This window comes from Vibrio ichthyoenteri ATCC 700023 (assembly GCF_000222605.1).
Lineage (GTDB): Bacteria > Pseudomonadota > Gammaproteobacteria > Enterobacterales > Vibrionaceae > Vibrio > Vibrio ichthyoenteri.
Genome location: NZ_AFWF01000149.1, coordinates 1 through 25,338, shown reverse-complemented (window position 1 = coordinate 25,338; position 25,338 = coordinate 1). Strand labels below are relative to the sequence as shown.

Below are 25,338 nucleotides of genomic sequence, written 5' to 3'. Positions count from 1 at the left end.
AGTAGAAGTCTCATGTTTTCAAATGGAAAATCCTCTTGGTAGATAATATGAAAATAGAACATTACCAGCGACTGACCAAACAAGCGTTGGCATTATTAGAATCAGAAAGCAATTTTATTGCGAATTTGTCGAATTTGAGTGCTTTACTCAATATGGAATTGATTGACCTAAATTGGGTCGGCTTTTACTTAATGGAAGAAGGCGAATTGGTCCTAGGTCCGTTTCAAGGAAAACCGGCTTGTGTGCGCATTCCTTTAGGTAAAGGAGTGTGTGGGACGGCAGCGGCAACAAATACGGTTCAACGTGTTTATGATGTCCATGAATTTGCAGGACACATCGCTTGTGATGCCGCAAGTAACTCAGAGATTGTGATTCCTTTCTCAATTAATGGTAAAATAGCCGGAGTTTTAGATATCGATAGTCCAAATATTGGTCGATTCAGCGAAGAAGACGAGCAAGGTTTGACATTTTTGATGGCTGAAGTAGAAAACCTGCTCAATTCACACGCTATCAAGGCATAAATTAGCGTTAGAGTGTGGTTTTTCGCTTTCAGGTCACTATAATACCTGAAATATTTATCTTAATGATGCTCGCGGAACGTCCGCATGAACCAGGAACCCACATGGAAAACACTGAAAAGTTAAAAAACAGCAAAGAAATCATTGCATACGTTGCTGAATGTTTCCCTAAGTGCTTTACTTTAGAAGGTGAAGCAAAACCACTCAAAATTGGTATTTTTCAAGATCTTGCGGATCGTCTATCTGATGACCCGAAAGTAAGTAAAACTCAGCTTCGCGCAGCGTTAAGACAGTACACTTCATCATGGCGTTACCTGCACGGTGCTAAACCAGGTGCAGTACGCGTTGACCTAGACGGTAACCCTTGTGGTGAGCTAGACGAAGAGCACGTTGAACACGCTAAAGCAGCGTTAGCTGAAAGCAAAGCAAAAGTGCAAGCTCGTAAGAAAGAGCAAGCGCAAAAAGCTCGTGAAGAAGCTAAAGCGAAAGCAAAACCTGCAGGCAAGAAGCCTCAGCAAGCTCGTCGCCCACAAGCGAATAAAGCGCCAAAAGCTCAAGCACCTGTAGAAACACGTGCACTAAATGCTGACGAAGTACGCGTTGGTAATGATGTAAACGTGAACATGGGCAAAGGAAACATGGCAGCGACTATCGTTGAAATCAATAAGGAAGATGTGCGAGTTCAACTGTCTAACGGCCTGCAAATGGTTGTGAAAGCGGAGCACCTTCGCGCATAAAGGAGAGTCTCCTACGCATGAAATGCCGTTTAAATATTTCTCTGATTGCTGCTAGCTTATTGCTAGCAGCTAATCCAGCAGCTGCTCTCGAAGCGAATATCGAGATGACCGATTTACCTGTTCTTGTGCCTGAAGCTCAGCATAAGACGGCAAGTAAACGGGTAACGTCTCGATTTACACGCTCTCATTACAAACATTTCACTCTTAACGATGAATTCTCGCAAGAGATCTTTGATCGTTACTTAGAATTGCTCGACTACAACAAGAACATCTTTACTCAAGCGGATATTGATAAATTCTCTGCTTGGGATAAATCTCTCGATGATCAACTGAAATCTGGTGACAATCAGATTGCCTTCGATATATACAATCAATCGATCAAGCGCCGTTATGAGCGTTTTGACTACGCTTTGTCGTTGCTTGATAAAGAGATGGATTTTGATGTCGATGAATCGATTGAACTTGATCGTAGTGAAGCCATGTGGCCTAAATCGACGGCTGAGCTTGATGAGTTGTGGCGTAAGCGTGTTAAGTACGATGCTTTAAACCTGAAGTTAACAGGGAAAAGTTGGGATGAGATTAAAGAGGTTTTAGGCAAACGCTACAACAATGCGTTGAAACGCCTTAGCCAAACTCACAACGAAGATGCATTTCAGATCTACATGAATGCATTCGCTCGTGAAGTTGATCCACACACCAGTTATTTATCACCTCGCAATGCAGACCAGTTTCAACAAGAGATGAACTTATCTCTTGAAGGGATAGGTGCGGTACTGCAGATGACGGATGACTACACCATTATTCGTTCTTTAGTGGCTGGTGGTCCAGCGGCAAAAAGTAAACAAATTGGTGAAGGCGATCGTATCGTTAGCGTCGGACAAGACGGTGAAGATATGGTTGATGTGATCGGTTGGCGTCTTGATGACGTTGTTCAGTTAATCAAAGGGCCAAAAGGCACAACGGTTAAGCTGGAAGTCTTACCGGAAGGTAAAGATGCTAAGAGCCAAATCATCTCTATTGTTCGAGATAAAGTTCGCCTAGAAGATCGCGCTGTTAAATCTGAGATTATTGAGCAGGACGGAAAGAAAATTGGTGTGTTAGAAGTACCAAGTTTCTACGTCGGCCTTGCTAAAGATACTGACAAGTTACTTGTGGATCTGAAGGCGAAGAAGGTTGACGGTATCATTGTCGATCTGCGCAATAATGGTGGTGGTGCACTAACAGAAGCAACGGCATTATCTGGTTTGTTTATTACCAGTGGCCCGGTGGTTCAAGTGCGTGATAGTTATGGTCGAGTTAGTGTCAATAATGATACGGATGATGTGATCAGCTACCAAGGACCATTAATGGTTTTGGTTAACCGCTATAGCGCTTCAGCATCAGAGATTTTTGCGGCGGCAATGCAAGATTATGGTCGTGGTATCGTGGTTGGGGAAAACTCGTTTGGTAAGGGTACCGTCCAGCAACACCGCTCACTTAACCATATCTATGATTTGTTCGATAAAGAATTAGGCTACGTTCAGTACACAATCCAGAAATTCTACCGAATCGATGGTGGCAGTACTCAAAATAAAGGTGTTGTTCCAGACATTGCCTATCCAACACCTATCGACCCTGCAGAAACAGGTGAGAGCGTAGAGGATAATGCATTGCCTTGGGATAGTATCGACAAAGCGAATTATGAAAAGTTACAGCGTAACGAAAGCATCATCGCAACGTTGGATACCAAACACCAGGCTCGTATCGCTAATGATCTAGAGTTTGGTTTTATTGCACAAGATATTGAACGCTACAATGCTGAGAAAGAAGACAATGCACTTTCATTAAATAAGAAAGAGCGTCAACGAATCAGTGATGAAGCCGATGCTTTGCGTTTAACTCGTGTTAATGAACGCCAAGCTGCCGCTGGCTTAAAGCCTTATAAAACGTTGGATGACATTCCGAAGGATTATGAAGCTCCAGACGCATATTTAGACGAATCTGTCGCGATTATGGTTGATATGATCCAATAATCAACAGTATTAATATCAAAAGCGAGCATTAAGCTCGCTTTTTTTGTGTCTATAAATAACGTGATCTAGATCAAAAAACTTAGCTTTATCGAACAGTTGCACCTACGCTTAAAATAAAAGTAAGGGGAAGCGATATGAAGTTAATAGGGATTTTACTAGCATGTTTTAGTCTTACTGTTTGGAGTGCACCTGCAAAAGATGCGGATGCCTTGAGTTATTTTGATCATCCTTTTCTACTTGGTGATTGGTATTTGGTGAATCCAAATCCAGAAAAGTCACAAGAAAATTTTCTCGCCATAAAATTAACACTCGACTCTGAGTACAACTTCCAAATCGATATTCAAAAACGTGACTACAGTATTGAGCATTGGGAAGGCATGTACACCGCCAACGAAGATACTATTATTCTTGGTCTTCATACCGATCAACCTCAGGTGTATCAATATTCGGGAAATCACAATTTACTCAACCTTAATGGGGTTGTTTTCACCAAAGCTTTGTCTAATTCACTCGCGGGAATGTGGTCGAGTGAGCATCTTGCCGGCTACGATTTAGAAGAGAACGATGTAAACCGCATGGATTTAGTGCTGCAACCCGATTTTATTTTCCAGTTTAAAGTCAGTAATAAAGACGGCGATGAAGCTATTCACCAAGGTGTGTATTATACCGAAGGAGAGCATCTGGTATTGTTGTATGAGAATGGTGAACACAACACGCGTTATAAACTCAATCAAGATACCTTAACGATTGAAACCGAAGAAGGTGAAATGTTTGCAGTATTGAACCGAATCCGATAACTCTAAAGATTGGCTAACGAATAGACACTCTGTTGGCAAGACACCAAGATACTAGTAAAAAAACGAGGCAATTATAGAGAATGCCCGTTTTTTTGTTTTCAGAGTTGTAAGCTAACTAAACAAAAATATTCATTAGAAGGATTTAGTTATGGCTCATATTCCTCAAGCCAAATACCGCAAAGACTATCAGTCACCATCTCATACTATCACCGATATTGATCTAACTTTCGATCTGCATGATACCGCAACGATTGTTACGGCAGTGTCGCAAGTAAAACAATTAAAAGAGAGTGCGACTCTTGAGCTGGATGGCGATGCGCTGGTATTAAAGAGTTTAAAAGTTAATGGCCAACCTTGGAGCGAGTTTGAACAAGTTGAAGATGGATTGCATATCCACCAGCTACCAAGTGAATTTAGCTTAGAAATCGTGACTGAAGTTAATCCCGAAGCGAACACTTTATTAGAAGGTTTATATAAGTCAGGCGGAGCATACTGTACACAATGTGAAGCGGAAGGTTTCCGTCGTATTACTTTCTATCTTGATCGTCCTGATGTATTGGCAAAATACACCACCAAAGTCATTGCAGATAAAGCCAATTATCCTTATTTGTTGAGCAACGGTAATCGCCTTGCACAAGGTGAATTGGACAATGGTCGTCATTGGGTACAGTGGCAAGATCCACATCCTAAACCTTCTTATTTATTTGCGTTAGTTGCGGGTGACTTTGATGTATTGCGCGATCAATACCAAACTCAGTCAGGCCGTAACGTTGAGCTGGAAATTTTTGTTGATAAGGGAAATTTAGAACGTGCAAATCACGCGATGCTATCACTGATCAATTCCATGAAGTGGGATGAGGAACGTTTCAATCTCGAATACGATCTTGATATCTATATGATAGTTGCCGTTGATTTCTTCAACATGGGCGCGATGGAAAACAAAGGTTTAAACGTCTTCAACTCGAAATTTGTTTTAGCGAACGACCAAACAGCAACCGATACCGATTATCTTGGTATCGAAGCGGTGATCGGCCACGAGTACTTCCATAACTGGACAGGCAACCGAGTGACATGCCGTGATTGGTTCCAACTGAGTTTGAAAGAAGGCTTAACCGTTTTCCGTGACCAAGAATTCTCATCAGATTTAGGCTCGCGCGCCGTAAACCGTATTGGTAATGTGCGCATTATTCGCGGCCCACAGTTTGCTGAAGATGCGAGCCCAATGTCTCATCCTATTCGCCCAGAGCAAGTGATTGAGATGAACAACTTCTACACCTTAACGGTATATGAAAAGGGCAGCGAAGTGATTCGTATGTACCATACCTTATTGGGTGAAGAAGGATTCCAAAAAGGCATGAAGCTTTACTTTGAGCGCCACGATGGTACGGCCGCAACCTGTGAAGACTTTGTCTCAGCGATGGAAGATGCAACGGGTGTTGACCTGACTCAATTCCGCCTGTGGTACAGTCAATCGGGTACGCCAACGGTTCGCGTCTCTAGCCAGTATGATCAATCAGCCAAAACCTATGCGTTAACGATTGAACAATCAACGGAAGCGACACAAGATCAGAAAGAGAAGCAAGCACTGCATATTCCTTTTGATATAGAGTTATATACGCCACAAGGTGACGTTATAGAGTTACGCTGTAACGGTGAAAAAGTGCATCATGTATTGAATGTAACTCAAGACAAACAAACCTTTGTGTTTGAAAATGTATTGGAAAAACCTATTCCATCACTACTGCGAGAGTTTTCGGCGCCAGTTAAATTGGAATATGAGTACAGCGATGAAGAACTAACGTTCTTGATGGTCCATTCACGCAATGAGTTTGCTCGTTGGGATGCAGGGCAAATGCTGCTGGCAAAATACATTCGTCATAACGTGGAAGTTGTTCAACAAGGTGGTGAAGTTGAATTACCAGTGAGTGTGATTGATGCGTTCCGTGGCGTATTACTTAGCGAAACGTTAGAGCCTGCGTTTATTGCCGAAGTTCTTTCACTACCGAGCCACAATGAAGTATCAGGTTGGTATAAAACCGTTGATGTAGATGCTATCGCACAAGTGCTGAAAGCAATTAAACAACAATTGGCGGTCGAACTGCAAGATGAACTCAGCGCGATTTACTGTAGTTTGGCTCAAGCTCAATACACGATTGAACATGCAGCCATTGGCAAACGTGCATTACGTAATGTGGCATTGTCATATTTGGCAATGACCGAGCAAGGTAACAGCTTGGTTGAACAGCAATACGCGAATGCCAATAACATGACCGATACCATGGCGGCGATGAGCGCGGCTAACTCGGCGCAATTGGCTTGTCGCGAAACCTTAATGGCCGATTACAGTGCCAAATGGAAACATGATGGTTTGGTCATGGATAAATGGTTTGCGCTACAAGGCACCAATCCGGCAGATAACGTGCTTGATACGATTAAGCAGACGATGGAACATGAAGCGTTCAGTTTGAAAAATCCAAATCGTACACGCAGTTTAGTGGGTTCATTTTTGAATATGAACCCGGTTCATTTCCATGCTAAAGATGGCTCTGGATACCAGTTCGCAGGTGAGATTTTACGTGAGTTGAATAGCAGCAATCCACAAGTTGCATCACGATTGATTGACCCGCTGTTAAAACTCGGTAAATATGATCAGCAAAGACAGCGTATGATCCGCGCTGAGCTTGAACAACTCAAAGCGATGGATAATCTTGCCAAGGATTTGTTTGAGAAGGTGAGCAAAGCGCTCGACGCTTAAATTCCGTACTGTTTTTGATGTAAATTGAACAGTGCATAACCAAACAGTGCCACTTTTACGTGGTGCTGTTTATTTATACAGTTGTATGAATTATTACCATTTTCGATTAGATATTTCTTATCAAACTTACTTGGCCCATTACAATGGCGCTGCCCAATCTATTTTAGTTGTCACGGAGACCGGGTTACGCCTACAACTGCCGGCGACTCGGTTTAGGCCTTTTTTGACTCAATTGGGGCTTAAAGGTCGATTTAGGTTAACAACTGACCAAAATAACAAGTTTGTTAAGTTAGAAGTTCTGTGATGCGCTGATTTATTAGCAGTTTAAACAGAACTACAATCACATTATTAAACATTTCACCCACCTCGCAATACAAAACATTAACCTTCCCACAGCAATGTCGATACAATAAAACGGCATCAAACGCATAACGCACTATGCTTAAACTAGCTACGCTCAACTAGCGAGTTTTCAAACAGTAATGGTGCTTTACGACATCCCTACAAAATACAATTCTAATAGTGGAGTGTGATTATGACCGCGCGTGACACTTTAATGCCGGTGTTGCTTGAAAAAGTTTATCAACTAATTCAAGACAAACTCGAACTTGCTCAGCGACCTTTAGTAACCCAGCTTGCTCAACACCTTTTTAGCAATATTGCTCATGACGATTTGATTGAGCGAAACGAATCCGATCTTTATGGTGCGGTTGTCAGCCTATGGCATCATATTAATGACAAACAGGCGAATGAGTTTTCCGTCCGAGTATTCAATCCGACAGTCAGCCGTCAAGGTTGGAAATCGACTCATACCATCGTTGAGATCGTAGTGAAGGATAGCCCGTTTTTAGTCGACTCAGTTAAGATGGCATTGAACCGTCTTGATCTCGCTTCCCATCTTATGTTGCATGGTCCAACTCAAATACGTCATTCTGATGCCGGGGAAATCGTCGGCATCAATAGTGGTGAAGGCGAGATGTATTCTCTATTTCATATCGAAGTTGATCGTCTAAGCGATAAAGACGCAATGAGTTCGTTGAAAAACGAGCTTGTTTCTATATTGAGTGATACCGGGCTGGTTGTTGCAGACTGGAAAGCGATGGTCGACAAGCTAAAACACGTCACGGACCAAGTCGAAAAGCAGCAAGGCAAAATCGAGATCGAACGTGATCATTATGAGGAAACAGTTAAGTTTCTGCGTTGGCTAGGGGATCATAACTTTACCTTTATGGGGTATAAGGAATATGACCTGATCAATGAGAATGGTGAGATTGAGCTTTGCCCAACCAAAGACAAAGGTTTGGGATTGTTCTCTAATTCGCGTCGAGTGCGCAGCGTTAAGCTCTCTGACTTTCCAGATTCTGCTCGCTTAGAAGCGCAGAAAGCATTTTTACTGATCATTACCAAAGGCAATACGCCTTCACGCATTCACCGTCCTGCTTATACCGACTACATTGGCATTAAGAAATTTGATAAAGATGGCAAAGTGATTGGCGAACATCGCTTTACCGGTCTTTATACTTCGGCCGTTTATAATCAGAGTGTTGCTGGTATTCCACTGATCAGAGAAAAGGTCGAACGTATCCTTGCCGCCAGTAACTATCGCCAAGGTTCATACTCCTATAAAGCTTTGCACAATATATTAGAAAACTACCCGCGTGATGAATTACTGCAAGCGCGCGAAGAAGAACTACTCGAAGTGGGTATGGGCGTGGTGCAAATGCAAGACCGCGACATGCTGCGCTTGTTTGTTCGCCGCGATCCGTTTGGTCGTTTCTTTAGTTGCATGGTGTATGTGGCGAAAGATCGTTATAACACTGAGTTGCGTAGTCAGACTCAACGTATCTTCAAACAGTATTTTGGCTGCGAACAGGAAGTGGAATTCACCACTTATTTTTCTGAAAGCCCACTTGCTAGAACCCACTATATCGTTCGTGTAGATAACAACAATATGGATATTGATGTCAAAACGGTAGAACAGAATTTAATGGAAGCGTCTTCAACTTGGGATGACCGTTTATCTGAAGCGATCATCGCTAATTTTGGGGAGAGTAAAGGACTGCCGCTTTCCAAAGATTATATGCGAGCATTTCCACGCTCGTACAAAGAAGATGTTATGCCGGGATCATCAGTCGCGGATATAGAGCGTTTAGAGTCGCTTAGTGACGAACATAAATTGGGCATGCTATTTTACCGCCCGCAAGAGTTAGCCAAAGATTCTAAAGCAGTACGCTTGAAACTCTATCATCGAGATGAACCTATCCATCTTTCAGATGTAATGCCGATGTTGGAGAACCTTGGTTTGCGCGTGATAGGAGAGTCACCTTATGAAGTGAGAAAAGCCAACGGTCAAGTTTATTGGATTTTAGATTTTTCCATGTTGCATAAGAGTGATAAGAGCGTTGATCTAAGCGAAGCTCGTGATCGCTTCCAACAAGCTTTCTCTGCTGTATGGCATGGCGACTTAGAAAGCGATGGCTTTAATCACTTGGTACTTGGCGCTTCACTCACGGGAAGAGAAATCTCAATTCTTCGCGCCTATGCACGCTATATGCGTCAGGTCGGTTTTCCATTCAGTCAACAATACATAGAAGATACCCTGACTCATCATCCGGATCTTGCCAGTGATCTAGTGAAGCTATTTAAAAAACGTTTTGATCCAAAAGCGAAAAATAGCGACAAAGGCCAAGCCGATATTATTAGTAAGATCACTGAGAAGCTTGATTTAGTCGAAAGCCTAGATGACGATCGTATTATCCGTCGCTACATGGAAATGATCACCGCAACACTGCGCACCAACTACTACCAATTGGATGATAACAAGCAATCGAAACCTTGGTTAGCCTTGAAACTGAAACCAAGAGATATTCCTGAAATTCCACAGCCTGTGCCGGCATTTGAGATCTTCGTTTACGCGCCAGATATTGAAGGTGTGCATTTACGAGGCGGAAAAGTGGCACGTGGTGGTTTACGTTGGTCTGATAGACAAGAAGATTTCCGTACCGAAATTCTTGGCTTAGTGAAAGCCCAACAAGTTAAAAATACCGTTATTGTGCCTGTGGGTGCAAAAGGTGGTTTTGTTTGTAAGCGTCAACCGAATTTGACTTCTCGTGATGAGATCTTTGCTGAAGGGCAACGTTGTTATAAACGTTTTATTCGAGCGCTGTTGGATGTGTCGGATAACATCATTGAAGGCGAAGTGATTCCGCCGGTCAATGTTGTTCGCCATGATGAAGATGATCCCTATTTGGTGGTCGCAGCGGATAAGGGGACGGCGACGTTCTCAGATCTTGCGAATTCAGTGTCAGCTGAATATAACTTCTGGTTAGGTGATGCCTTCGCTTCAGGTGGCTCAAACGGCTATGACCATAAAGCGATGGGCATTACGGCCAAAGGTGGTTGGGAATCAGTAAAGCGTCATTTCCGCGAAATGGGCATCAACTGTCAAACCACCGATTTCACAGCTATTGGCATTGGTGATATGGCAGGTGATGTGTTTGGTAATGGTATGCTGTTATCGAAACACACCCAAATGGTTGCTGCGTTTAACCATATGCATATTTTTATTGACCCAACGCCAGATGCAGCCGAAAGTTGGCAAGAGCGTGAACGTTTGTTCAATCTGCCACGCTCAAGCTGGGAAGATTACAATCTTAAGCTTATTTCAAAGGGCGGCGGTATTTTCTCTCGTCGTGCTAAATCGATCAGCTTAACCCCTGAAATTCAAAAATTGCTTGGGACTAAAAAGGCTTCATTAGCGCCAAACGATCTGATTAAGATGATCTTAACCATGAAGGTCGATCTTTTATGGAATGGCGGGATCGGTACTTATGTCAAATCCAGCAGTGAGACTCATACGGATGTCGGAGATCGCGCCAATGATATGTTGCGCATCAACGGTCGAGATTTACGAGCCAAAATTATCGGTGAGGGCGGTAACCTAGGTATGACGCAGTTGGGACGTATTGAATATGCTCTGGCTGGTGGACGGGTGAATACGGATTTCGTCGATAATGTCGGTGGTGTTGATTGCTCGGACAATGAAGTCAACATTAAGATCTTCTTGAATGGTTTGGTTGCCAACGGAGATATGACGATCAAACAGCGCAATACGATCTTGGAATCGATGGAAGAAGAAGTTGGTGAGATTGTTTTAGATGATGCTTACTGCCAAGCTGAAACGATTTCAGTCACGGAGCATCAAGGCGTATCGTTGGTTAAAGAGCAGATCCGTTTTATCCATACTTTAGAAAAAGCAGGCCATTTGGATCGTGCCCTTGAGTATATTCCCGATGATGAAACGCTATTAGAACGTGAAAAACAGGGATTTGCCTTAACTCGCCCTGAGCTTTCCGTCTTGATAGCTTATGGCAAGATGGTACTCAAGGAAGAATTGGTGCACGAAGATATCGCCAATGATGAATATCATGCTCAACAACTGGTTCAATACTTCCCAACCAAGTTACGACGTAACTATTTAAACGCAATGAACAATCATCCATTACGCCGTGAGATCATAGCTACGTGTCTTGCTAATCAGATGGTGAATGAGATGGGATGTAATTTCGTCACTCGCTTGCAAGAAGAGACGGGGGCAAATGTGGTTGATATTGCCAATGCTTACGCCGCTTCCAGAGAGATATATGGTTTAGAACAAGTTCTTAAACAGCTGCGGGAATTAGATAACACCGCATCGACCTCTGCGCAGTATGAAATGATGTTTTATGTTCGACGTACGCTACGCCGTTTATCACGTTGGCTAATTAGAAATCGTAGTGGCAAACAATCGGTCACAGCGCTGATTAACTTATATCAAGCGGATGTAGAAAAAGTCAAAGCGACTCTTGATACTTTATTGGTTGAAAATGAAGTGAAAGAACATAATGACATTGCCGACCTGTGGATTAAGCAGGGCATTAGTGCTGAACTTGCAAATTATGTTGCCCGTTTATCGAGCTTATACTCAGTACTGGATATATCAACAGTATCTCGTGAAAAAGGCATTTCAATCGAGCAAACGGCAAAACTTTATTTCAACTTGGGTGATAGATTGTCTTTGCATTGGTTCTTAAAGCAGATCAATGGCCAAGCGGTTGATAATCATTGGCAAGCTCTCGCGCGCGCTGCGTTTAGAGAAGATCTTGATTGGCAGCAACGTCAGTTGACGGGACAAGTTTTAAGTTGTGGCTGTCATCCCCAAGATCTCGATGAGATTCAAGCGTTAGAAGATTGGATTTCAACCAATGAAACCTCTTTACATCGTTGGGAGAACATTTTGAACGAGTTTAAAGTGGGTTCAGTGCATGAATTTGCAAAATTCTCGGTCGCATTGCGGGAATTAGTGCTTTTAAATTTGAATTGTTCTTCAAATGAGTAAATAATAAGTCCCCGTTTATACGGGGCTTTTTTCTTTCGGAGGCACAATGCTTTACCGTCTAGCCAGGACTGGCTTTTTTCAACTTGATGCCGAAAAGGCACATGATCTTGCAATCGAAAACTTCAAACGTTTCAACGGCACTCCACTTGATCTTTTCTATCGTCAACAACTTCCACACCGTCCAGTAGAATGTATGGGACTGACTTTTCGCAACCCGGTGGGTTTAGCGGCAGGTCTGGATAAAAATGGCGAATGTATTGAAGCATTCGATGCAATGGGCTTTGGCTTCATTGAAGTTGGCACGGTAACACCGCGTCCACAATCTGGTAATGATAAACCTCGTCTTTTCCGTCTGCTTGATGCAGAAGGTATTATTAACCGTATGGGTTTTAATAACCTAGGCGTTGATAATCTGATTGAGAATGTTAAGAAAGCAAAGTTTGATTGCGTACTTGGCATTAACATCGGCAAGAACAAGGATACGCCAATTGAAAAGGGCACAGAAGATTACTTGATCTGTATGGAGAAGGTTTACCAATATGCAGGTTACATTGCGGTAAATATCTCATCACCAAATACTCCGGGACTTCGTTCTCTACAGTATGGTGAAGCATTAGATGAATTACTTTCTTCCCTAAAAGAGAAACAAGCTGAACTAGCGAAAGAGCATGATAAATATGTTCCGCTCGCATTAAAAATTGCACCTGACCTTAGTGATGATGAAATCAGCCAAATTTGTCAGTCATTAATTGCGAATGGTATTGATGGTGTGATAGCAACAAATACCACATTAGATCGTTCGATTGTTGAAGGTATGAAAAGTGCGAATGAAGCAGGGGGGCTAAGTGGTCGACCTGTACAATTACGCAGTACCGAAGTCGTTCGCCGTCTTCATCAAGAGCTAGGCGACAAACTACCGATTATCGGGGTTGGTGGTATTGACTCTTATGTTGCAGCCAAAGAGAAAATGATGACAGGTGCACAACTTGTGCAAGTTTATACTGGCTTCATTTACCATGGCCCAGGTCTGGTGAAAGAGATCGTTAAAAACATTTAGCGATTAGTGACGCCGTCACAATAAATTGTTGAATGTTATCAGTTCAATCGAAGAGGAAGTGAGAAATCATTTCCTCTTTTTTTTCTCTGTCTAAGCATACACTTTGGCTAAATGTTGGAAGGTAATTAAGCGTTTTACCTAAATTAACCCAAACATAGAGATTGGAATGATGCTTAAACCCAGTGACAAATGGACTTGGTACTATGATGATGCTGATCAGCACTTGATGCTCGATCTCGGCAATGAAATGGTATTCAAAACAAACCTTTCTCGTAAACTTATTGTTGAGTGTGCAGTAGGGGTCAATGAATTTTCAGTTGATGACGCCTCTGCTTACCAAACCTATAAAGAACAAATTTCTCATTTAGAGCTTTCAGAACCTAGGCAGGCACAGCTGGCATTGTACTGCGTCGCTGCTAAACGCTTCCATAAACCAGTTCAACCAAAAAGTTGGTTCTTTGACAGCTTATCAGACGGTTCTTGTATCCCAAGTGAAGGTGACTTCGTCAGGCTAGAAAATGGCCATGGTCATGGTGCCTTTATTGTGCTGGAAGTGGGTGAGTCTGCTAGTCTGTGTGCGTCAATTAATTTGGACGAATTTAACCTTAATGGTGTGAAATGCATTCAGTATGGCGAAGCGATTAAAGTCATGCATGACCGGATGCAAATCATTAATCATCAGTTTTTAACTCAGCCGATGAGGCTCGTGGGTTAACTTTTCTTAGAGATAGTCTGTCTCTTTATATTTAGTTTCGTTCCTTTAGTTTCATTTCCAGTCGGCCAAAGTGCCGACTTTTTTTATGCCTAACAAAACCAAAACCTTGGTAATTATTTTCAATAATAGGGGACATCACCGCAACATAGCCGTGATAAAGCTTCCAAATATTGAGCAAATTAGACGTTTTTTGTGCAGTGAATAATTACCTCAAACATCCGTCAAAAATGAATATTCCTCAATTAGGCACTTTCTGTAACTAAATTTCAGCCAAAACACACCTCTGGTATAGTCCAAAAATGCAGTGAATAAGCATTCACTTCTGCTGCGAGCGCCGAAATTTGGTGTATTGGATTTGTCTTTGGTTATTTATGATTAAAATCGGTGTTTCTAACCGTCGCTGGTGGATTGATGAGCGTCTGATGAAATTTGGGCGAGAAAAGTGCGAATCAATTAACGAAATGTGCGCTGTGTCGGGTATAATGCGGGGTCATTTCAAACAAACATTAGAACACTATGCATCAATATCTTGCGGTAACTTCAAACGGGTTAGAAAACCTGTTGGTAGAAGAACTAACAAAACTAGGCATAACCAATGCAAAACCAGTGCAGGCTGGGGTGAGATTCAAAGCAACCAACGAGCAGATCTACCGTTGTTGTTTGTGGAGTCGCCTTGCGTCGCGTTTTGTCCGTATTTTGTCTGAATTTACCTGTCAGGATGACATGGACTTGTACCTAGCTGCGTCTGCAGTGAACTGGGTAAACCATTTCCATAGCTCCAAAAAATTGGTGGTTGATTTCAACGGTACCAACAATGAAATCCGCAACAGCCAATACGGCGCAATGAAAGTAAAAGATGCGATAGTGGATTGCTTTACTAAGAAGAGCCTTCCAAGACCGTCGATCAGTAAAGATCTTGCGGATCTTCGTATTCACGTTCGTCTTCACAAAGATAAAGCGATTCTTGGTATCGATATGGTTGGGCGCGGTCTGCACCAACGTGGCTACCGTGAAGAAGCGGGTCGCGCACCTTTGCGTGAAACGTTAGCAGCGGCGGTTATCTTGCGTAGCGGCTGGAATGCCAGTAAGAACTTCCTCGACCCAATGTGTGGTTCAGGCACATTAGTTATCGAAGCGGCTATGATGGCTGCCAATATGGCGCCAGGTGTGCTCCGTAAGACTTGGGGTTTTGAATCATTAGAAGATTTCGATTCTGATATCTGGATGGAGCTTAAATCTGAAGCAAGCGTACAAGCTCGACGTGGCGTCAATAAACTTGACACTAAATTCTTCGGCTTTGATAACGATGAGCGCGTACTAAAAACCGCTCGCGACAACGCTCGTCGCGCAGGCGTTGCCGATATTGTAACGTTTGAGCTAGGCGATGCTGCACTGCTTAAGAAGCCTCAAGAGTTTGGTGAAGGTGTGATTGTGTGTAACCCACCTTACGGTGAGCGTTTGGGCACTCATCCTGGTCTGATTGCATTATATACAGCGTTTGGTGCTCAGCTTAAATCTGAGTTTGGCGGCTGCCAAGCATCGATTTTCTCTGGTTCTGATGAGTTGTTAAGCTGCCTACGTATGCGTGCAGATAAACAGTTCAAATTGAATAACGGTGCGTTACCGTGTCACCAAAAGAACTACCAAATCTCTGCTCGCGTGGTCGAAGCGGGTAGTGACAATGTCACTGAAACTGTGATTGCACCAGATTTTGCGAACCGTCTGAAAAAGAACATTGGCAAAATTGCGAAGTGGGCACGTAAAGAAGAGTTAGATTGCTACCGTATCTATGATGCCGATTTACCTGAATACAATGTAGCGATTGATGTTTATCTTGACCAACTGGTTATTCAAGAGTACGCGGCGCCAAAAGATGTTCCTGAAGAAAAAGCGAAACGTCGCCTGACGGATATCATTCGTGCATCAATCCAAGTGACTGGTACCAATGCGAACAAAGTGGTACTAAAAACGCGCGAGAAGCAGAAGGGTCGCTCACAGTATCAAAAACTGTCTCAGCAGTCTGAAAAGCTGCAAGTAAACGAGTACGGTGCGAAGCTTATCGTTAACCTACACGATTACCTTGATACCGGTTTGTTCTTGGATCACAAATTAACGCGTCGTCGCCTAGGTGAAATGGCAGCAGGTAAAGATTTACTTAACCTGTTTGCTTATACTGGTTCTGCGACGGTACACGCAGCGAACGGCGGTGCACGTTCAACCACCACGGTCGATATGTCTAATACCTACCTAGAGTGGGCGAAAGAGAACATGCAGCTAAACGGCCAAGGTGGTCGCCAGCATCAATATGTTCAAGCTGACTGTCTACAATGGTTAGAAAAAGCAACGACCAGTTACGATCTTATCTTCATTGATCCACCAACGTTCTCTAACTCAAAACGTATGGAACAATCGTTTGATGTTCAACGTGACCACATTCAGTTAATGAAAAACCTGAAGCGTTTGCTTAAGCCACAAGGCACGATCGTATTCTCGAATAACAAACGTCAGTTCAAAATGGATCTTGAACAGCTTGAAGAGCTTGGGCTAGAAGCGAAGAACATCTCATCGCAAACTCTACCTTTGGACTTCTCTCGTAATAAGCATATCCATAACTGCTGGCTTGTTACGCACAAAAACGTTTAACACTATAAGGGCAAGGGATTGATTACACTTTATAGTACAGACGGATGCCATCTCTGCGAGATGGCATTCGCGTTAACACAGCAACTGAAACTAGAAGTTGCTGTGGTTGATATAGCATTTGACGATGAGCTATTCTCTCGTTACGGGGTCACAATTCCCGTCCTCAATTATCAAGGCAATGAACTCAATTGGCCTTTCGATTCACCACAATTACAAAATTGGTTAGATAATAATGGCATTACTTACAATAAATAATGGCTCGCTAGCATTTGGCGACCACCCATTGCTCGATAAAGCAGATTTTGCTCTACAAGAAAACGAACGCGTCTGTCTTGTGGGTCGAAACGGTGCTGGTAAATCAACTCTGATGAAGGTGATTGCGGGCGATGTATTGATGGATGATGGCAAACTAACCATTACCCAAGATGTGGTTGTTTCACGCTTGGAACAAGATCCACCGCGTAACGAAGAAGGCACAGTATTCGATTACGTCTCTGGTGGCTTGGCTGAAGTGGGTGAGTTCTTAAAACAATACCATGATATTTTGGATTTGATCGCCGTTGATCCAAGCGAAAAGAACATTAATAAACTGTCTCGTGTTCAAGAGAAACTTGATCACTTAAACGCGTGGCGTTTTGAAGATCGTATCAACAACGTACTTGAGTCCTTGAAGCTTGATGCTCACACCAAACTAACGGATTTATCCGGCGGTTGGCAGCGCAAAGCGGCGCTAGCGCGTGCGCTGGTTCGTGACCCTGATGTATTACTTCTCGACGAACCAACCAACCACTTGGATGTAACGACAATTGAATGGTTGGAAAACTTCCTTAAAGACTTCCGTGGTTCGATTATCTTTATTTCTCACGACCGCGCGTTTATCAAATCGATGGCGACACGTATTATCGATCTTGACCGTGGTCAACTGGCATCATTTCCAGGTAACTACGATCAATATCTAGTCGATAAAGAAGAGATGTTGCGCGTGCAAGAGATGCAAAACGCCGAGTTTGATAAGAAGCTTGCTCAAGAAGAAGTGTGGATTCGCCAAGGTATCAAAGCCCGTCGTACTCGTAACGAAGGCCGCGTCCGCGCACTGAAAGCACTACGTGAAGAGCGTTCAAACCGACGTGAAGTGCAGGGCAAAGCTATTATTCAAATTGATGATGCAAGCCGTTCAGGCAAGATCGTTTTCGAAGCGGAAAACTTGCATTACGCCATTGAAGGTAAGCAGATCGTTTCGGATTTCTCTTTCAATATTATGCGTGGCGACCGTATTGCCCTTATTGGCGCAAACGGCTGTGGCAAAAGTACACTATTGAAGTTACTACTGGGTAATCTTGAAGCAGATTCAGGTCGTCTACACTGCGGTACTAAGCTGGAAGTGGCATACTTTGACCAATATCGTGAAATTCTTGACCCTGAAAAATCGGTGATTGATAACCTTGCTGACGGCAAACAAGAGGTGATGGTAAACGGCAAGCCTCGTCATGCTCTTAGCTATTTACAAGATTTCCTATTTGCACCGCATCGTGCTCGTACACCCGTTAAAGCCTTGTCAGGTGGTGAGAAAAACCGCTTATTATTGGCTCGTATCTTCCTAAAGCCGAACAACTTGCTGATTCTTGATGAGCCAACCAACGATTTAGATATCGAAACATTGGAACTTTTAGAAGATTTACTTGCCAACTATCAGGGGACTTTATTGTTAGTGAGTCACGATCGTCAGTTCGTCGACAATACAGTAATGACCAGTTGGATTTTTGAAGGCGAAGGTAAAATTGAAGAATTTGTCGGCGGCTACCATGATGCGCAGCAACAACGTTCACAAGTTTTGAAATCACGAACGCCTGAAAAACCAGCAAAAGCAAAGCCGGTAGTTGAGGCAAGTCTCAAATCCGCACCTGTAACGGCTAAGCCGAAGAAGTTATCCTATAAACTACAGCGCGAACTTGAAACTCTGCCAGCAACGCTTGAGCAGTTGGAAGAAGAGATTGAGCAGATGCAACAGACGGTGAACAGCAGTGACTTTTTCTCGCAGCCCGTTGAGCAAACTCAAACAGTATTAGATAAGCTCGCTGCATTAGAGCAGGAGCTTGAAGTTGCTTTCGAACGATGGGAAGAGCTCGAAGCAATGCAACAGGAAAGTTAAGATTTACATGAGAAGTAACGTATTTAAAATTTCAGCCATTGCCGCGACCATCGCGGCATCTTTTGGCGCACAAGCAGCTTTGTATAACGTCGTTGAGATTAACGAATCAGTAACAGACGCTTATGGATTGGGTGGGTATAAAACCGAGTATCATGGTACTTCCGTTGAATCTGTAACGGTTCCTGGTGGTAACCCACTTGGTTGTTTCGATAATACTTATTCTTGTCCGGATTCTAAAATTTCTGCTGAAACGCGCAATTGGCCAGCAGGCCTTAGTTACCGTGAAGAAGTCCCTTTCGCGATGGACAATGGTTTTGATTATTCTCCTTATGATCAAACAGAATTTGAAAATTACTGTGATGGCCAACTTGGCTACGCTATTTGTGATACTTGGGCACAAAAACAGTATGCGGGCTATGCCAAGGATGATGGTAGTGTACCAAATTCTCGAGCTTTCGTTGAAGGAAGTCCGTGGGTTTCGGACACAAATGCAGTTATTAATAGCATAGCGCCTACTGGCGAGCCGGTTGGTAATAAACGTGTTGGTACTTTACGTAATCAAGCATTTTCGAGCGTAATATTAACTGGTTTGGGGGCTAGTCCTGCGATTGTTGCGACTCATGCATGGAAAACGGATGGTGCTTATACAGTAGGAAGCGTTTCTAGAGAAAAAGGAAACGATGAAGGTACTTGGTTTTATTCTAAAGCTGTTATTTGGCATGGCTCATCTGCTTATGAGCTAAATTTTGCCAATGGCGGGGATGATATATCCGACAATCGGTTAAGCCAGGCAAGTATTCGTGACTTTTATATCAATGGCACTGAGTTTTATGGGGTTGGTTATAACACCTATTCAGATCAGCGTATGGATGCGACAGTTTTCAAGGGGGATACAGCGAACTTAGCTGGGTTATCGAGCACTCAAGTTTCAGGTGCTAACGGTGGCTCTGATTATATCTTCACCAACTCTGTTGTGTCGTCTATCAATAAAAATAAAATAGCCGTCGGTAGCGCTAAGCTTTCCAAGTCAAATCCTGCCAATGGTTCAGCGGCCAATCGACTATTTTATGTCAGTAATGTCGCAAGCCCATCAGCGACTTACTTTTCAGACGGTGTATTTGCTAATGACGCGGGTGGTACGATTGGTGCAATAAATAATTTCAATGAAGTTGTCGGTAGTGTCGATATGACCAGAGGTCGTGAAATCGACGGAACGCCAAGGCCGAAGCGAGGTTTTATCTACCCACTAAATGTGGACGGAACCGAGTCACGCCGTTCTCAAATCTTCCAAAACCGCTCATGGCTGCTTGACGACTTAACTAACGGTATCAACGCAAATAATGAATTTCGTATCATTGATGCAAGTGATATTAACGATGCCGGCATCATTTCAGCCACAGCACTGAAATGTGAAGGGGGCTATGATACAACTGAAATCGACTCTCTTTGTAAAGGTGGTGATATTGGTGTTGAGACTGTGGTTGCGGTAAAAATGATCCCGATTGCGAATGAATCTCAACGTTCAATCACCACTCGCGACTATCGTTCAAACAGTGAATCTGGCTCTGTTGAACGTCAGGGCGCTTCACTAGGTTGGCTTGCTCTTGGTCTGTTAACTCTGTTAGGTTTTCGCAGAAAAGCGTAGATAAAATTGTAAATGAGGGGCACAGGTTCACATATTTGGACCTGTGCTTTTTTTATACCTTGAGAAAGCCAGCTTTTTGATCGATTCTTTAATAGTGGCGTAACCGAAATGCCACACAAAGTTAGTAGTAGTACGTTAGACACACCGAAATTGTATGAGGACGACACTATGAAGAGACAAAAGCGTGACCGCCTAGAACGAGCGCAATCTCAAGGATACAAAGCTGGCCTAAATGGCCGTTCTACGGAAAACTGTCCGTATCAGCAGATGGATGCTCGCTCTTATTGGCTTGGTGGTTGGCGTGACGCCAGAGACGACAAAATGTCTGGCTTATATAAATAGACTCTCTCTTCTACATACAGAATAAGGAACTAAGCCCCGAAAGGGGCTTTATACATCACACCTAATGCACTATAACTAAATTTTTCGACAACAAAAAAACGACTCAATAGAGCCGTTTCAATAACATCGCTAGAATGCAGACGTATCTTGGAAAAGACCGACTTTTAAATCTTTAGCAACGTAGATTTCTTTACCATCTACCAGTACACGACCATCAGCAAGGCCCATTACCAGACGACGGTTAACAACGCGCTTCATATGGATCTCATAAGTTACTTTCTTCGCTGTTGGTAATATTTGGCCAGTAAATTTCACTTCGCCTACACCCAGTGCCCGACCTTTTCCTTTGCCGCCAACCCAACCAAGGTAAAAACCAACAAGTTGCCACATCGCATCCAAACCAAGACAACCCGGCATTACTGGGTCACCCGGGAAGTGGCAATCAAAGAACCACAAATCTGGAGTGATATCGAGCTCTGCTAAGATCAAGCCTTTACCAAAATCACCTTCGGTCTCAGACATCTTTGCGATGCGATCCATCATCAGCATATTTGGTGCTGGTAGTTGTGGATAGCCTTCACCAAATAGCGTTCCTTGACTAGACGCTAGAAGATCTTCGCGATTGTACGATTCACGTTTGTTTTGCATTATCAATTACTCCAATTTTTGATATCTGCATATTAGAGAACACGTGTACGCCAAACAAGTCCGATCAGTACTAAGCAAACCAGTTCTTTACACGTTCTAATAGCGAAATAGGGTGAACATCTCTTTCAAAGTTTTCAATACGTTGCGCAATCATGCTGATGACACTTTCTTCATCGTCACCGCGGAATGGTTTACCCATAATGATTGGAATAGCTTGGTCAACGGTTTCAACCGACCATATATGAAATTCATTATTCTTAATGCTATCGACTACATCTTTGTGAAGCGCTAGGTGTTTTAAATTAGTTTTAGGTAAAATAACCCCTTGGTTACCCGTAAAACCTTGGTGTTTACAGACATGGTAGAAACCTTCAATCTTCTCATTTAAGCCGCCAACCGCTTGCACTTTACCAAACTGATCGACTGCGCCGGTGACGGCAATCTGTTGATTGATTGGATACTCCGATAACGCACTCACAAATGAACACAATTCAGCAAGCGTTGCACTGTCACCATCAACTTCACAATAAGATTGCTCAAACACCACTGACGCTGAGTAAGGCAGGGGTTCTTCAAGTTTCAACGCACTGGCAACGAAAGCTTGCATAATCATCATGCCTTTCGCATGAAGATTACCGCCAAGTTCTGCTTTGCGCTCTACGTCAGAAATATCACCATCACCAAAGTGAATCACACAAGAAATACGCGCAGGCTCACCATACGATAGCGGGTGACCTGGAATATCAATTACTGTGAGACCGTTAACCTGGCCAACACATTCACCTTGTGTCTCAATAATGACTTGGCCATCGAGAATGTCAGAACGAGCACGTTCTGGTAGATAAGCTTCACGATAGTATTTGGATTCAAATGCGCGATCGATATCGGATTCGTCAAGTTGTTCAGTTGTCGTGTCTAGGCTTGCTTCATGGAAAAGAGCGAGGTACCACATGATATCAAGTGGCATGTATCGTTGATCTTCTGTAAAGCGGGCGCCTGCAGTCATTAAACGATGGATGGCATCGGAAGTGAGCGTAGGGAAGTTAAATTGATCAGCAATCCAATTTAGATGGCCCAAATAAGATTCGATGGTTTCAGTACTGAGGCCAATCTCGAGTTCAAGTTCACTATAAAGAGCTAAACCGGAATAAAGCTCAGGCTCTAAGTATTCGAAATCGGCGATTTGTGCTCGATCACCGGTAAGAATAATTTTGCAATTGGTTTGGTAGCTTGGCTCATTAATAGCCGGCTTGGTTGGGTTTGAGTTAATCGCCTGCGCATTATTTGCGAGCAAAGCAGCTCTCAAAGCGGGCCAGCTTGCTGGATTGGCTAACAGCGCATTGATTGGCAAAATCAAAAAGCCATCAGCGGCCTTTTCAAGTAAGCCTTGCTTGTGAACAATAATCTTACCGTCATGATCGGCAGTGTAGGACCCAAACAACGCTTTACAATCAAGTGATTCGGTTACCAAAACGGTTTTATTCGTTTTAGTTAATACAATTTTTTGGATTTGTTCGCGATAGAAAGAGTTATCTGGAACGTTGAGAACCAATAATCGATTTAAACCAGGTAACCGAGTGAACGTTGCTATGGTTTGTGACAGTCGAGGCTGCACTTGACCAAGGCTAATGAGAGGTAGAGAAGCCATGTTCTCGATGAAGACGTTATATTCACTATACTGTGGCGTGACGGCTTGCCAATTTTCTTGGATCATTCGGTACATTCAGTTACTTGGAAAGGAAACAAAGTATATAGAAAAAGGCGTTTAGGTTATAGCGATTACTCATATTATTGAGCTTACGCATTACAAGATCTGAGTCGATATTTATACACTTCGGGATTGAGTCTCTTAACGCTATGGGTTACGCTGTCACCCATAGCGTGATTGGATGATTAAAAATGAAATATCAACAACTTGAAAACTTAGAATGTGGCTGGAAATGGAAGTACCTCATCAAAAAATGGAAGGATGGGGACAAGATCACTCGCCACATAGATAGTAGTGAAGATAAACACGCTGTCGAAGAGTTACGTCAACTTGAACACGAACCGACAAAAGTGCTCGAGTGGATTGAAGAGAACATGGCTGTTGATCTCGACAATAAGCTAAAACAAGCCATTCGCGCGAAGAGAAAACGTCACTTCAATGCAGAACAGATCCACACTAAGAAAAAATCGATTGATTTAGATTATCGTGTGTGGGAAAAGTTATCTTATCGAGCTGGCGAACTAGGTTGTACATTATCAGATGCTATTGAATACCTTCTGTCTGAAGCATCGCGCAGCGAAAAAGCGTCACAAACAGTTTCAAGTTTGAAACAAGATCTAAGTAAATTACTGTCAGATTAGAGGAGTGTAGCCAATGGTATACGTCGTTATTCTTGCTGCTATTATCATTTTTTGGCTAGTCGCATTTGATCGACCAATACTTAAAGTCACGTTTAAATCGGGGCATATAGAGAAATCCAAAGGTCATTTTCCCGCTAAGTTTCATCATAATGTAGTAGAAATAGCGGAAAAGCTGCCATTTGATGGCGAACTGAAAGTTTACCGTCAACGCTCAGGCCACAAATTAACGTTTTCTAAATCAGTACCGAAAAAAGTACAACAAAGAATTCGCAATGTATTTCCTCATCAAGGCTTTGCACCAAAAGGGAACAAAAAAGCCTGATTTCGACTCAATACTGGCGTTTTTCACGACAAATCAATCAAGTGACGCACCATTAAAATCCATTGCGCTTAATTTTATGTTAAATATGGTGCGTAATTAACTTCATTTTAACTCTTCCAAACTCCCTGCCTATTGAACATCGCGATAGTAGTGCTTTCTCTTAAATACATCTGCCATTATCTATTTTGATTCTAATAGCAAAAACAACCAAACGTGACAACGTAATTCTTTTATCAACCTAGAACAAAAGGAATAATAACTCTGATTGTTTTACAAAAGCTCAATTACAAGATGAACTTAAATCAACTAACGTTTGACGTTATTGAATGACTAAAACCACTAAGTCGACAAACCATATCGCAGAATTACCATCAGCAACGATAACGGTCAGCCGCATAGAGCATCATGTGAGATAACAGTAATCTAACCATGCTTGTGAAAGCTCTTTTGATCGACTAACCAAACAAGTTGAGATTAGTGCATCCAGTGTGAATAGCGATACAACGTACGGATGAGATTGAGCATCGCGGATTCAAGGTAAGTGAATAACAAACAACGTTAAAATGTTTGAAATGGAAATGATCGACACGAACGATTAAACGACTAATCGTTTCCTAAAAACGCTCAACCACAAACAAGACAATAAGTTGGGCATGATTACCAAACAAAGTAAGCAAGATGCGTAAGGCATTAGCAACGTTGCACAAAGAAATGATGTCCTTAACATCTAAAGTAGCAATCCAAAGATTGCATTGCTGGGTTGTCATGCAGACCGCAACAATAATCCTAGTATGAAAGCTCACTGGGAAAGGATTGCCAAGAAGTTCAACGGACTAGGATTATCAAGCATATCAATGGCTAGCGGCGTATTAGTGTTGGTGTTTTACACCCCTAAAGAAGCGCTAGCTCAGTGCGCATTATGTAATTGGATTTATGTTGAAAGCGTGGTGGTCAGTACCATTGCGCCAGCACTGGCCACAGCCGGATGGCTCATTTAATATAAATTGTGTAATGCGACACTAAGCAACTAATTACCCTTGTTTTTTTATACAGAATCCCCATTTCTGATTATGACATTTAACAAAGGGAGAATAAAATTGTCGAATCAAAATGATTTAGAATTCACAGCTATTCTTAACAACTACTATGGTTCTAGCGAAACAGAAAAGCGCTGGAAAGAAACGTGTGCAGCATTGACTCTAATTAAACATACTTTTAATGCAGATTCAGGCAATACGCTTTCTAGCTTAGAAAGACACGTTTCCAAAGTTG

The 25,338-nt window shown here is 42.7% G+C and carries 19 protein-coding genes; 17 read left to right on the top strand and 2 right to left on the bottom strand.

Annotated features, from left to right (window positions below; genetic code table 11):
* Positions 1-47: 47 nt before the first annotated feature.
* The 14 genes from RH85_RS10840 to rmf all read left to right on the top strand — a co-directional run bounded on the left by RH85_RS10840 (position 48) and on the right by rmf (position 20,747).
* Positions 48-521 (top strand): GAF domain-containing protein, encoded by a 474-nt coding sequence (locus tag RH85_RS10840; RefSeq protein WP_006712280.1) that lies wholly within the window; start codon positions 48-50, stop codon positions 519-521.
* A gap of 101 nt (positions 522-622) precedes the next feature.
* Positions 623-1,255: an RNA chaperone ProQ gene (gene proQ, locus RH85_RS10835; RefSeq protein WP_006712279.1), complete on the top strand. Its 633-nt coding sequence runs from the start codon at positions 623-625 to the stop codon at positions 1,253-1,255.
* A 17-nt stretch (positions 1,256-1,272) separates the two neighbouring features.
* Positions 1,273-3,267: a carboxy terminal-processing peptidase gene (prc, locus tag RH85_RS10830; RefSeq protein WP_006712278.1), complete on the top strand. Its 1,995-nt coding sequence runs from the start codon at positions 1,273-1,275 to the stop codon at positions 3,265-3,267.
* A 134-nt stretch (positions 3,268-3,401) separates the two neighbouring features.
* The gene (locus RH85_RS10825) at positions 3,402-4,064 is read left to right on the top strand and encodes a hypothetical protein (RefSeq protein ID WP_006712277.1); all 663 of its coding nucleotides are present in this window, start codon (positions 3,402-3,404) and stop codon (positions 4,062-4,064) included.
* 148 nt (positions 4,065-4,212) lie between these two features.
* Positions 4,213-6,819 (top strand): aminopeptidase N, encoded by a 2,607-nt coding sequence (gene pepN / locus RH85_RS10820; RefSeq protein WP_006712276.1) that lies wholly within the window; start codon positions 4,213-4,215, stop codon positions 6,817-6,819.
* A gap of 85 nt (positions 6,820-6,904) precedes the next feature.
* Positions 6,905-7,123: a DUF2835 domain-containing protein gene (locus RH85_RS22305; RefSeq protein WP_006712275.1), complete on the top strand. Its 219-nt coding sequence runs from the start codon at positions 6,905-6,907 to the stop codon at positions 7,121-7,123.
* Between the two features lie 231 nt (positions 7,124-7,354).
* Complete coding sequence (locus RH85_RS10815) at positions 7,355-12,196, top strand: NAD-glutamate dehydrogenase (RefSeq protein WP_006712274.1); 4,842 nt, start codon at positions 7,355-7,357, stop codon at positions 12,194-12,196.
* Between the two features lie 46 nt (positions 12,197-12,242).
* The gene (pyrD, locus tag RH85_RS10810; RefSeq protein ID WP_006712273.1) at positions 12,243-13,253 is read left to right on the top strand and encodes a quinone-dependent dihydroorotate dehydrogenase; all 1,011 of its coding nucleotides are present in this window, start codon (positions 12,243-12,245) and stop codon (positions 13,251-13,253) included.
* A 169-nt stretch (positions 13,254-13,422) separates the two neighbouring features.
* Positions 13,423-13,968, top strand: a complete 546-nt coding sequence (locus RH85_RS10805; RefSeq protein ID WP_039948965.1) for a cell division protein ZapC domain-containing protein — start codon at positions 13,423-13,425, stop codon at positions 13,966-13,968.
* Between the two features lie 516 nt (positions 13,969-14,484).
* Positions 14,485-16,611, top strand: coding sequence for a bifunctional 23S rRNA (guanine(2069)-N(7))-methyltransferase RlmK/23S rRNA (guanine(2445)-N(2))-methyltransferase RlmL (rlmKL, locus tag RH85_RS10800; protein ID WP_006712271.1), 2,127 nt, complete (start codon positions 14,485-14,487; stop codon positions 16,609-16,611).
* 18 nt (positions 16,612-16,629) lie between these two features.
* A complete protein-coding gene (locus tag RH85_RS10795; RefSeq protein WP_083824868.1) occupies positions 16,630-16,866 on the top strand; it encodes a glutaredoxin family protein in 237 nt (78 codons plus the stop codon).
* The gene (locus tag RH85_RS10790) at positions 16,844-18,760 is read left to right on the top strand and encodes an ABC transporter ATP-binding protein (protein ID WP_006712269.1); all 1,917 of its coding nucleotides are present in this window, start codon (positions 16,844-16,846) and stop codon (positions 18,758-18,760) included. Before RH85_RS10795 ends, RH85_RS10790 begins: the two co-directional genes overlap by 23 nt.
* Positions 18,761-18,767: 7 nt before the next feature.
* Positions 18,768-20,405 carry a DUF3466 family protein gene (locus RH85_RS10785; protein ID WP_006712268.1) on the top strand — a complete coding sequence of 546 codons (1,638 nt, stop codon included), beginning with the start codon at positions 18,768-18,770 and terminating at the stop codon, positions 20,403-20,405.
* A gap of 168 nt (positions 20,406-20,573) precedes the next feature.
* Complete coding sequence (rmf, locus tag RH85_RS10780; RefSeq protein WP_005597413.1) at positions 20,574-20,747, top strand: ribosome modulation factor; 174 nt, start codon at positions 20,574-20,576, stop codon at positions 20,745-20,747.
* A 129-nt stretch (positions 20,748-20,876) separates the two neighbouring features.
* Here rmf and fabA read toward each other — a convergent pair whose 3' ends face one another.
* A complete protein-coding gene (gene fabA, locus RH85_RS10775) occupies positions 20,877-21,395 on the bottom strand; it encodes a bifunctional 3-hydroxydecanoyl-ACP dehydratase/trans-2-decenoyl-ACP isomerase (RefSeq protein WP_005597411.1) in 519 nt (172 codons plus the stop codon).
* 70 nt (positions 21,396-21,465) lie between these two features.
* The gene (locus tag RH85_RS10770) at positions 21,466-23,109 is read right to left on the bottom strand and encodes a S16 family serine protease (RefSeq protein ID WP_174269575.1); all 1,644 of its coding nucleotides are present in this window, start codon (positions 23,107-23,109) and stop codon (positions 21,466-21,468) included.
* 185 nt (positions 23,110-23,294) lie between these two features.
* Here RH85_RS10770 and matP point away from each other — a divergent pair, with 185 nt between their 5' ends.
* The 3 genes from matP (at position 23,295) to RH85_RS23455 (ending at position 25,064) form a co-directional block, all read left to right on the top strand.
* On the top strand, positions 23,295-23,744 hold the full coding sequence (gene matP / locus RH85_RS10765; RefSeq protein ID WP_006712266.1) for a macrodomain Ter protein MatP: 450 nt from the start codon (positions 23,295-23,297) through the stop codon (positions 23,742-23,744).
* A gap of 13 nt (positions 23,745-23,757) precedes the next feature.
* The gene (locus RH85_RS10760) at positions 23,758-24,066 is read left to right on the top strand and encodes a DUF3634 family protein (RefSeq protein ID WP_006712265.1); all 309 of its coding nucleotides are present in this window, start codon (positions 23,758-23,760) and stop codon (positions 24,064-24,066) included.
* Between the two features lie 752 nt (positions 24,067-24,818).
* A complete protein-coding gene (locus RH85_RS23455; protein ID WP_420895802.1) occupies positions 24,819-25,064 on the top strand; it encodes a DUF3693 domain-containing protein in 246 nt (81 codons plus the stop codon).
* Positions 25,065-25,338 lie beyond the last annotated feature (274 nt).